The sequence below is a fragment of the Microbacterium sp. K41 genome (assembly GCF_004794395.1).
Classification (GTDB): Bacteria; Actinomycetota; Actinomycetes; order Actinomycetales; family Microbacteriaceae; genus Microbacterium; species Microbacterium sufflavum.
The window spans coordinates 1-7,848 of sequence record NZ_SSDO01000300.1; the positions used below are offsets into that span (position 1 = coordinate 1).

11 protein-coding genes are annotated in these 7,848 nt (G+C 71.4%); 1 reads left to right on the forward strand and 10 read right to left on the reverse strand.

Features of this window, described 5'->3' with window-relative positions; genetic code table 11:
* Positions 1–175 precede the first annotated feature (175 nt).
* The 3 genes from DW309_RS08665 to DW309_RS08675 form a co-directional block, all read right to left on the reverse strand.
* Positions 176–793, reverse strand: a complete 618-nt coding sequence (locus tag DW309_RS08665; protein WP_136035363.1) for a SipW-dependent-type signal peptide-containing protein — start codon at positions 791–793, stop codon at positions 176–178.
* 7 nt (positions 794–800) lie between these two features.
* Positions 801–1,427 carry a SipW-dependent-type signal peptide-containing protein gene (locus DW309_RS08670; RefSeq protein ID WP_136045144.1) on the reverse strand — a complete coding sequence of 209 codons (627 nt, stop codon included), beginning with the start codon at positions 1,425–1,427 and terminating at the stop codon, positions 801–803.
* A 154-nt stretch (positions 1,428–1,581) separates the two neighbouring features.
* Positions 1,582–2,487, reverse strand: coding sequence for a LysR family transcriptional regulator ArgP (locus tag DW309_RS08675; RefSeq protein WP_136034386.1), 906 nt, complete (start codon positions 2,485–2,487; stop codon positions 1,582–1,584).
* A gap of 70 nt (positions 2,488–2,557) precedes the next feature.
* Here DW309_RS08675 and DW309_RS08680 point away from each other — a divergent pair, with 70 nt between their 5' ends.
* Entirely contained in the window at positions 2,558–3,229 is a 672-nt protein-coding gene (locus DW309_RS08680; protein WP_136045145.1) for a LysE/ArgO family amino acid transporter, read from the forward strand.
* Positions 3,230–3,235: 6 nt separating this feature from the next.
* Here the strand turns inward: DW309_RS08680 and DW309_RS08685 are convergent, their stop codons facing one another.
* The 7 genes from DW309_RS08685 to DW309_RS08715 all read right to left on the reverse strand — a co-directional run.
* Positions 3,236–3,592: an iron chaperone gene (locus DW309_RS08685; protein WP_136034390.1), complete on the reverse strand. Its 357-nt coding sequence runs from the start codon at positions 3,590–3,592 to the stop codon at positions 3,236–3,238.
* 45 nt (positions 3,593–3,637) lie between these two features.
* On the reverse strand, positions 3,638–4,441 hold the full coding sequence (locus tag DW309_RS08690; protein WP_136045146.1) for an amino acid ABC transporter ATP-binding protein: 804 nt from the start codon (positions 4,439–4,441) through the stop codon (positions 3,638–3,640).
* Positions 4,428–5,093 carry an amino acid ABC transporter permease gene (locus DW309_RS08695; protein WP_136034395.1) on the reverse strand — a complete coding sequence of 222 codons (666 nt, stop codon included), beginning with the start codon at positions 5,091–5,093 and terminating at the stop codon, positions 4,428–4,430. The genes DW309_RS08690 and DW309_RS08695 overlap by 14 nt, the downstream gene beginning before the upstream one ends.
* Before the next feature lie 3 nt (positions 5,094–5,096).
* A complete protein-coding gene (locus DW309_RS08700) occupies positions 5,097–5,915 on the reverse strand; it encodes an amino acid ABC transporter substrate-binding protein (RefSeq protein ID WP_136045147.1) in 819 nt (272 codons plus the stop codon).
* Between the two features lie 172 nt (positions 5,916–6,087).
* Positions 6,088–6,777 carry a 50S ribosomal protein L1 gene (gene rplA / locus DW309_RS08705; RefSeq protein WP_136034399.1) on the reverse strand — a complete coding sequence of 230 codons (690 nt, stop codon included), beginning with the start codon at positions 6,775–6,777 and terminating at the stop codon, positions 6,088–6,090.
* A gap of 11 nt (positions 6,778–6,788) precedes the next feature.
* Complete coding sequence (rplK, locus tag DW309_RS08710) at positions 6,789–7,220, reverse strand: 50S ribosomal protein L11 (protein ID WP_025102337.1); 432 nt, start codon at positions 7,218–7,220, stop codon at positions 6,789–6,791.
* Positions 7,221–7,365: 145 nt separating this feature from the next.
* On the reverse strand, positions 7,366–7,848 hold a 483-nt coding region (locus DW309_RS08715), incomplete at its 5' end, for a helix-turn-helix transcriptional regulator (protein WP_136045148.1).

The following is a 7,848-nucleotide window of genomic DNA, read 5'->3' on the forward strand; positions in this document are numbered from 1 at the left end:
CGCCCCCCCGGGGGGGGGGGGGAGCCACAGCAGCGCATCGCCCAACGCGCGCGCGAACCCGGGGCGCCGGGTGGGGTGCTGCGCCCGCGCCCCCGCTTCCCCGCTCTGCTGCGCGCGCGCCTCGCGGCGGGTGAGTGCCGTCACGACCCCTCCTCTCGCTCCTGCCCCGCCGCGGCTACGACGACGTGCCCTGGATCTGCCATGTCTGGGTCATCGTCAGGCCCTGCGCGGTGTTCGGCGCCGTCGTCGGCAGCGTCACCGCGAAGCAGTAGTTCACGACCGACGCGCCGTTCGCGGACACCGCCTGTGTCGAGGCGCCGCCGGCCGTGAGCGCGGAGCCGTCCGCGACCACGGCGGTGCCGCCGGGGTAGGTCGCCGCCGAGCACGTGGTCCCGGCGATCGCACGCACACCGTAGGTGAGCGACGACGCGAGACCCGTGCCGCCCGGCGTCCCGGCCGTGAGCTGGAGCACGCCGGCGACCGAGGGCGACGCGGTCTTGACGCTGAACAGCGCATACGTCGTGGTGCCGGGCGCCATGGCCGTGGGCGGGAGCTGGAAGTTCAGGGCGGCCGCCGCCCCCGTGGTCGCGTGGCTGGAGAACGTGACGCCGTCGGTCGCCCCGACGAGGTCGAACCGGCCGGCCGTGAACGTGGCCGAGCCGAACTCCGAGTCGTTCCAGGCGGCGAGTGTCGCGGTCGCCCCGATGCCGAGCACCAGACCGCCCGCCAGGAGGGCTCGGAGGCGGCGGGAGCGGAGCCGGATCCTCTCCCGCCGCTGCCTGCGGGTACCCATGGCCCGCTCAGCTCGTCGACGTGGCCGTGAACTCCCAGGTCGCGTTCGTGACCAGGCCGGGTTCGAGCGCGGCGGCGGCCGTGACCGCGACGCACAGCTGCACGGCGGTGCCCGGGGTGGCGGCGGAGGCTCCTTCGGTGAGCGTCACGGCGGTCACGCCCGTCTGTGCGTCGAGCGTGGCCCCGGAGGCGACGGCGGTTCCGGTCGCGCTGGCCGCGTTGCAGGTGGCGCCGGGAGCGAGCGGGTAGATCGCGTAGGACAGATGATCGGTGTTGGAGCTCGCCGCGGGATCCGCGGTCGTGCCCGCCGCGACGAGGCTGGCCCCGGTGGTCGTGCCGGCCGCGAGACGCACCCAGAAACCCGCGTAGACGGTGTCGCCGGGCGACATGTTGCCGACGACGCCGGCGGGGAGCGTGAACGCGAGGGTGGCGGCCGTGTCGCCGTCGTCGACGTTGTGATCGGTGAAGGCCGTGCCGTCGGTCGAGCCCTCCAGGTTGAACGAGCCCGCGGTGAACGTTCCGGTCGCGAACTCGGAGTCGTTCCACGCGGCGAGCGTGACCGCCGCTCCCACTCCGAGGACGAGTCCTCCTGCCAGGACCGCGCGGACCTTTCGCCGGGTCGTGGTCGTCGCCATGTCGTTCCCCCTCCGTCGTCGATCTCGGGGAACGCCGGCGAGCGGAACTCGGAGGATTCTCCCGCGTCCTCGCATCCTCTCCGAGCCCCTCGGACCAGACAAGGCGGATCCGCGCGCAGCCGTGGCACAATCCGCGCAGCCGGGGATCGTCCTCTCAGCGGCGCGACCGGCGGGCGGGCGCGACCGGGGCGAGCACCCGCCGCGCCTCGTCGGCCACCTCTGCGGCGATGGTGTCGAGCAGCGTCGACCGCAGGTTCCACTGCTGCCAGTACAGCGCGACCTTCAGCGTCGGCCCCCCGAGCGCGACCAGCCCGGGCGTCTCCTGCAGCCGCGGGACCATTCCCCAGCCGAGGCCGAGCGACACCGCGATCGCGTAGTCGTGGGACGCGGGGACGTAGTGCCGCGGCACGCCCTGCTGCGTGACGGACATGGCCGCGAGCCACTCGTGCTGCAGCGTGTCGCGACGGTCGAAGTCGACAAAGGGCGCGCGGGCGAGAGCGGCGGCGCTCACCCCCTCGGCGAACCACCGGTCCGCGAAGCCCTGCTCCGCCATGGCGCGATACTCGAGCACCCCGAGAGGTGCGACCGAGCATCCGGCCACCGGGGTCTCCTCGCTCGTCACCGCGGCCATCACCGTGCCGGATTCCAGCAGCCGGGCGGTGAAGTTCTGATCGTCCCGGTGCAGGTCGACGTCGATGTCGTGCGTGGCGGAGAGTCGTGCCATCGGCGCGAGGAACCACGTCGCCATCGAGTCGGCGTTCACGGCGAGCGGAACGACGATGCGCCGCTCGGAGCCGTCGTCGCCGATGCCCACCCCGGCGAGCGCGTCGTGCTCCAGCAGCGCCACCTGCCTGGCCAGCCGCACCACCGCCTCACCGGCCTCGGTGAGCCGCGCGGGCTTGCTGCGCACGAGCAGGATGCGCCCCAGCTGTTCCTCCAGGCTCTTGAGCCGCTGGCTGACCGCGGACGGCGTGATCCGGAGTCGGCGCGATGCCGCGTCGAGAGTGCCTTCGTCGGCGACGGCGGCCAGGGTCGCGGCGAGCTCCGGATCGATCCTCACATCAGTGATGCTAATGGTTCGGAAGGAATCTTCGCTTTCTCTGATGGGAGTCGCTTCCTAGGCTGGTGCCATGCTCACCGTCCTCGCCGGTCTCGGACTCGGCCTCTCCCTCATCGTGGCCATCGGCGCCCAGAACGTCTTCGTCCTGCGCCAGGGCATCCGGCGGGAGCATGTGCTGGCGGTCGTGATCGTGTGCGCCGTCTCCGACGCCGTGCTGATCGCCGCCGGTGTCGCCGGGCTGGGCTTCCTGCTCCAGGCTGCGCCGTGGCTCGTGGTCGTCGCCCGGGTTGCCGGGGCGCTGTTCCTGTTCGGCTACGGGCTGCTCGCGGCACGGCGCGCCTGGCGCGGCGGTGAGGTGCTGGCGGTCGATGCGTCCTCCCCCGCCGACGGAACGGGGACCGGTCGATCGGCCGGCGGCACCGCGACCGCCACCCGGAGCGGAACACGTCTGGCCCCCGTGCTCCTCACCGTCCTCGCGCTCACCTGGCTCAACCCGCACGTGTACCTCGACACCGTCCTGATGCTCGGGTCGATCGCCGCGACGCACGGCGAGCAGCGCTGGCTGTTCGCCGCCGGGGCCATCCTCGCCAGTGTCCTGTGGTTCACGGCCCTCGGTTTCGGGGCACGCTACCTCGGGCGCTGGCTGCGCACCGAGCGGTCGTGGCGCGTTCTCGACGCGGTGATCGCCGTGATCATGGTCGCGCTCGCCGTGAGCCTGATCCTCCCCGTGTTCGGCGGCTGATCCGGCTCAGGCTCCGTCGATCTGCGCCAGCCGCGCCCGCACCAGCGCGCGCAGCGTCTGCTCCGGGATCGGATGCTCCGGCTGGAAGCGGATCGTCCCCTTGTCCACGCTGGCGCCGGGATGATCGGCCAGCGCCGCCGCCACGGCCGCGACCGCGTCGGGGCTGAAGGGATACACGCCGATGTGCTTCTTGGCGCGCATCACCGACAGCAGCGGTCTGCCCCCGTGGACGAGGGCGGGCATGCCGTAGCCGGTGCCCTGCTCGGCATCCGGCTCCTCCTCCCGCGCGATCGCGTACACGCGGTCGATCGCCGCGCGGTCCGCGGGGGCGAGCCCGGTCAGGTAGTCGTCGATGGTTCCCACGACCGCATCCTGTCACCGATCGGCGGCGCGCACGAGCCCCGGGTCTCAGGCGCCGTCGAGCGGGCGGAGGATGCGCGTGAGGAACCGCTGCGTGCGCTCGTGTCGCGGGGCGCGGAAGATCTCGGCCGGCGGCCCCTCCTCAACCACCACCCCGCCGTCCAGGAACAGGACGTGGTCGGCGACCTCGCGCGCGAAGCTCAGCTCGTGCGTGACGACCGCCATGGTCCACCCCTCGTCGGCGAGCTCCTTGACCACCAGCAGCACCTCCCCGACGAGTTCGGGGTCGAGCGCACTCGTCGGCTCGTCGAACAGCAGCAGGTCGGGCTTGAGAGCGAGAGCACGCACGATCCCCACGCGCTGCTGCTGCCCTCCGGACAGCTGATGCGGACGGGCGTCCGCCTTGTCCGCCAGGCCCACCCGGTCGAGCAGGGCCAGGGCCTCGGCCACGACCTCCGCCCTGGGCCGCCGCTGCACGCGCCAGGGCCCCTCGATCACGTTCTGCAGCACCGTCAGATGCGGGAACAGGTTGTGGTGCTGGAACACCATCGCGGAGCGATCGCGGAGGGCGAGCCGCTGCTGCTTCTGCGCGCGAGGCCGCGGCCGCTCGGCGGGGGCGAAGTCGAGCTCGGGCCCGCCGTCGACCGTGATGGTGCCGGCGTCCGGCGTCTCGAGGCCGTTGAGCGCGCGCAGCACGGTGGTCTTCCCCGAGCCGCTCGGGCCGATGAGCACCAGCACCTCTCCGCGGTGCAGCGTCAGGTCGATCCCGCGCAGCACCTCGGTGTCGCCGAAGCTCTTGCGCAGTCCGCGGGCGGACAGCAGCGGGACGGGTGTCTGGTCAGTGGGCGACACGGCGGTCGAGCCTCCTCTCCAGGGCGCTCTGGCCGAACGACAGCACCAGGCAGAACACCCAGTACACCAGCGCCGCGGCGAGGTAGATCACCATGAACTCGAGGGTCGTCGCCGCGATCTGCTGCGCGACCTTGAACAGCTCCGTCACCAGGATCAGCGACGTGAGCGAGGTGTCCTTCACGAGCGAGATGAACGTGTTCGACAGCGGGGGCACGGACACCCGCGCCGCCTGCGGCAGGATGATCCGCGTGAGCGTGCGGGTGCGGTTCATCCCGACCGTGTACGCCGCCTCCCACTGCCCCTTCGGCACGGACAGGATCGCGGCCCGCACGACCTCGGCTCCGTAGCCGCCCACGTTGAGCGACAGCGCGATGATCGCACTCGGCCACGGGTCGAGCGTGATGCCGATCGACGGCATCCCGTAGAAGATCACGAACAGCTGCACCAGCATGGGCGTGCCGCGGATCACGGAGATGTAGAAGCGCGCGACGCCCGCCACCACCGGATGCACCGAGATCCGCATCAGCGCGACCCCGACCGCGATCAGCAGCCCCAGCGCGAACGACACCAGCGCGAGCGGCACCGTCGCCGTCAGGCCCGCCCAGGCGATCGGCCAGAGCGAGTCGAGGAACAGCTGCCAGGGGTTCGCCATCGGTTACTGCGAGACGTCCTCGCCGAAGTACTTCTCGCTGATCTCCGCCAGGGTGCCGTCGGCGCGCAGCTCCTCGAGAGCGCCGTCCACGGCCTCGACGAGCGAGGTCTTGTCCTTCGTGAACACGAACGCCTGCTCGCCGGCGTCGTCCGTCTCCGCCGCGATCTTCAGCCCCGTCGGGCTGTTCGTGGTCTCGTAGTCGAGGAACGTCAGCTTGTCGTTCACGGTCGCGTCCACACGGCCCTGACGCAGCAGCTCGACGGCCTGCGCCCAGCCCTCGACGGCCTCGACCTTGGCGCCGGAGTCGGTCGCCAGCTCATACCAGTTGCTGGTGAGCGACTGCGCCGTGGTCTTGCCGGCCAGGTCGTCGAACGAGCTGATCGAGTCGTCGTCCTCGGCCACCACGATGACGCCGGGCGACACGGTGTAGGGCGCGCTGAAGAGGTACTTCGCCTCGCGCTCGTCGTTGATCGAGACCTGGTTCGCGATCACGTCGAAGCGGCCGGCGTCGAGACCGGCGAAGATCGCGTCCCACTGCGTCTCCTGGAACTCCACCTCGAGGCCCAGCTTGTCGGCGACGGCCTGGATGATCTCCACGTCGTAGCCGGTCAGGTCGCCCGAGCCGCCGTCGTCGTGGAAGCTGAACGGGCGGTAGGTGCCCTCGGTCGCGACCGTGAGCGTGCCGTCCTTCACCAGACCGAAGTCGGAACCCGCGGAACTCTCCGCACCGGACGTGCTCGCGGGCGTGGTGGAGCCGCTGCAGGCGGTGAGCGCCGCGGCGGCGACGACGAGTGCGGTGACGGCGATGAGACGACGGGACATGGACCCTCCTGGGGTGAGAGGCGCGGTGCGAGTTTACGCGACCGGCGCGGGACCTCCCCACAGTACGTGCCGTCGCGGGATCCCCCGCATCCGATGACGCTCCGTGTCGACGCGAGGCGGAGGACGCGAAACGCCCCCGGGCGGAACCCGGGGGCGTTTCGGTGAGTCAGGCTCAGATGGCGTTGACGTCCAGCGGGATGCCGGGGCCGAACGTGGTCGACACCGCACCCTTCTGGATGTAGCGGCCCTTCGCGCTCGACGGCTTGAGGCGGACGATCTCCTCGAGCGCTGCGCCGATGTTCTCGTTCAGCTGCTCGGCGGTGAAGGACGCCTTGCCGACGACGAAGTGCACGTTGGCGTGCTTGTCGACGCGGAACTCGATCTTTCCGCCCTTGATCTCCTCGACGGCCTTGGCCGGGTTCGGGGTCACGGTGCCGGTCTTCGGGTTCGGCATCAGGCCACGCGGACCCAGCACCTTGCCGAGACGACCGACCTGGCCCATGAGCTCCGGGGTGGAGACGGCCGAGTCGAACGCGGTCCAGCCGCCGGCGACCTTCTCGATGAGCTCGGCGCCGCCGACCTCATCGGCACCTGCGGCGATCGCGGCCTCGGCCGCGGGACCGGTGGCGAAGACGATGACGCGGGCGGTCTTACCGGTGCCGTGGGGCAGGATGACGGTGCCGCGCACCATCTGGTCGGCCTTGCGGGGGTCGACGGCGAGCTTCAGCGCGACCTCGACGGTCGAGTCGAACTTCGCCGAACCGGTCTCCTTCGCGAGCGCGACGGCCTCGGCGGGCGTGTAGAAACGGTCTGCCTCGATCTTCTCGGCGGCAGCCTTGTAAGCCTTGGACTTGGTAGCCATGATTATTCTCCTCAGCCCTCGACCGTGATGCCCATGGAACGGGCGGTGCCGGCGATGATCTTCGAGGCGGCCTCGATGTCGTTCGCGTTCAGGTCGGCCTGCTTCTGCTCGGCGATCTGACGGACCTGGTCCTTGGTGATCTTGCCGACCTTGACGGTGTGCGGGGTGGCCGAGGCCTTCTGCACGCCGGCGGCCTTCTTGATGAGCTCCGCCGCGGGCGGGGTCTTCAGGACGAAGGTGAAGCTGCGGTCCTCGTAGACGGTGATCTCGACGGGGATGACGTTGCCGCGCTGCGACTCGGTCGCGGCGTTGTACGCCTTGCAGAACTCCATGATGTTGACGCCATGCTGACCGAGCGCGGGGCCGATCGGCGGCGCCGGGTTGGCGGCACCGGCGTTGATCTGAAGCTTGATCAGGCCGGTCACCTTCTTCTTCGGTGCCATTCTCTTTCCTTTCCTCGAGGCGGATGCGGACACCCGCTTCTCCCACGGACCCGGCATCTCCGGGTCGTGGTCGTCAGCGCGCACGCCGAAGCGGCGCACAAACCATAAGAGTCTACCGCATCCCGCGCCCCACTTCCGCGCGGGGTCAGGGGTCGCGGTACTGCTCCGCGATCCGCTGCCCGAGCTCGCGCAGGGCTGCACGCACCTCGACCGGTTCGAGCACTTCCACGGCGCCCGTCCACCCGGCGAGCTGCTCGGCCAGAGCGTCCGCACGGTGGGCCCGCACCTCGATCAGTCCCTCGTCGGCATCCATCACCGCGGCCTGGCGCCCGAAGCGGTCGAGCACCGCGCGCACGGCCCAGGCCTCCGCGCGGATCACGGCGCGCGCCTCGCCCCGCAGCCCCTCGACCGTCTCGACCATCCGCTCCCACGCGGCAGGCGCGTCGAAGCCGTCCGGCCCTTCCCCCCGCTCGTCGGTGAGGGCGAGATCCGCGATCCGGTCGACCCGGTACGTGCGCAGCCGGTCCACGTCGGCCCCGCCGTTCCGCCCCGGCGCCGCGAGCAGATACCACCGCGGACCGCGGCTGCCGACCACGAGCGGCACCACCTCGACCGGCCGCCCGGCGTC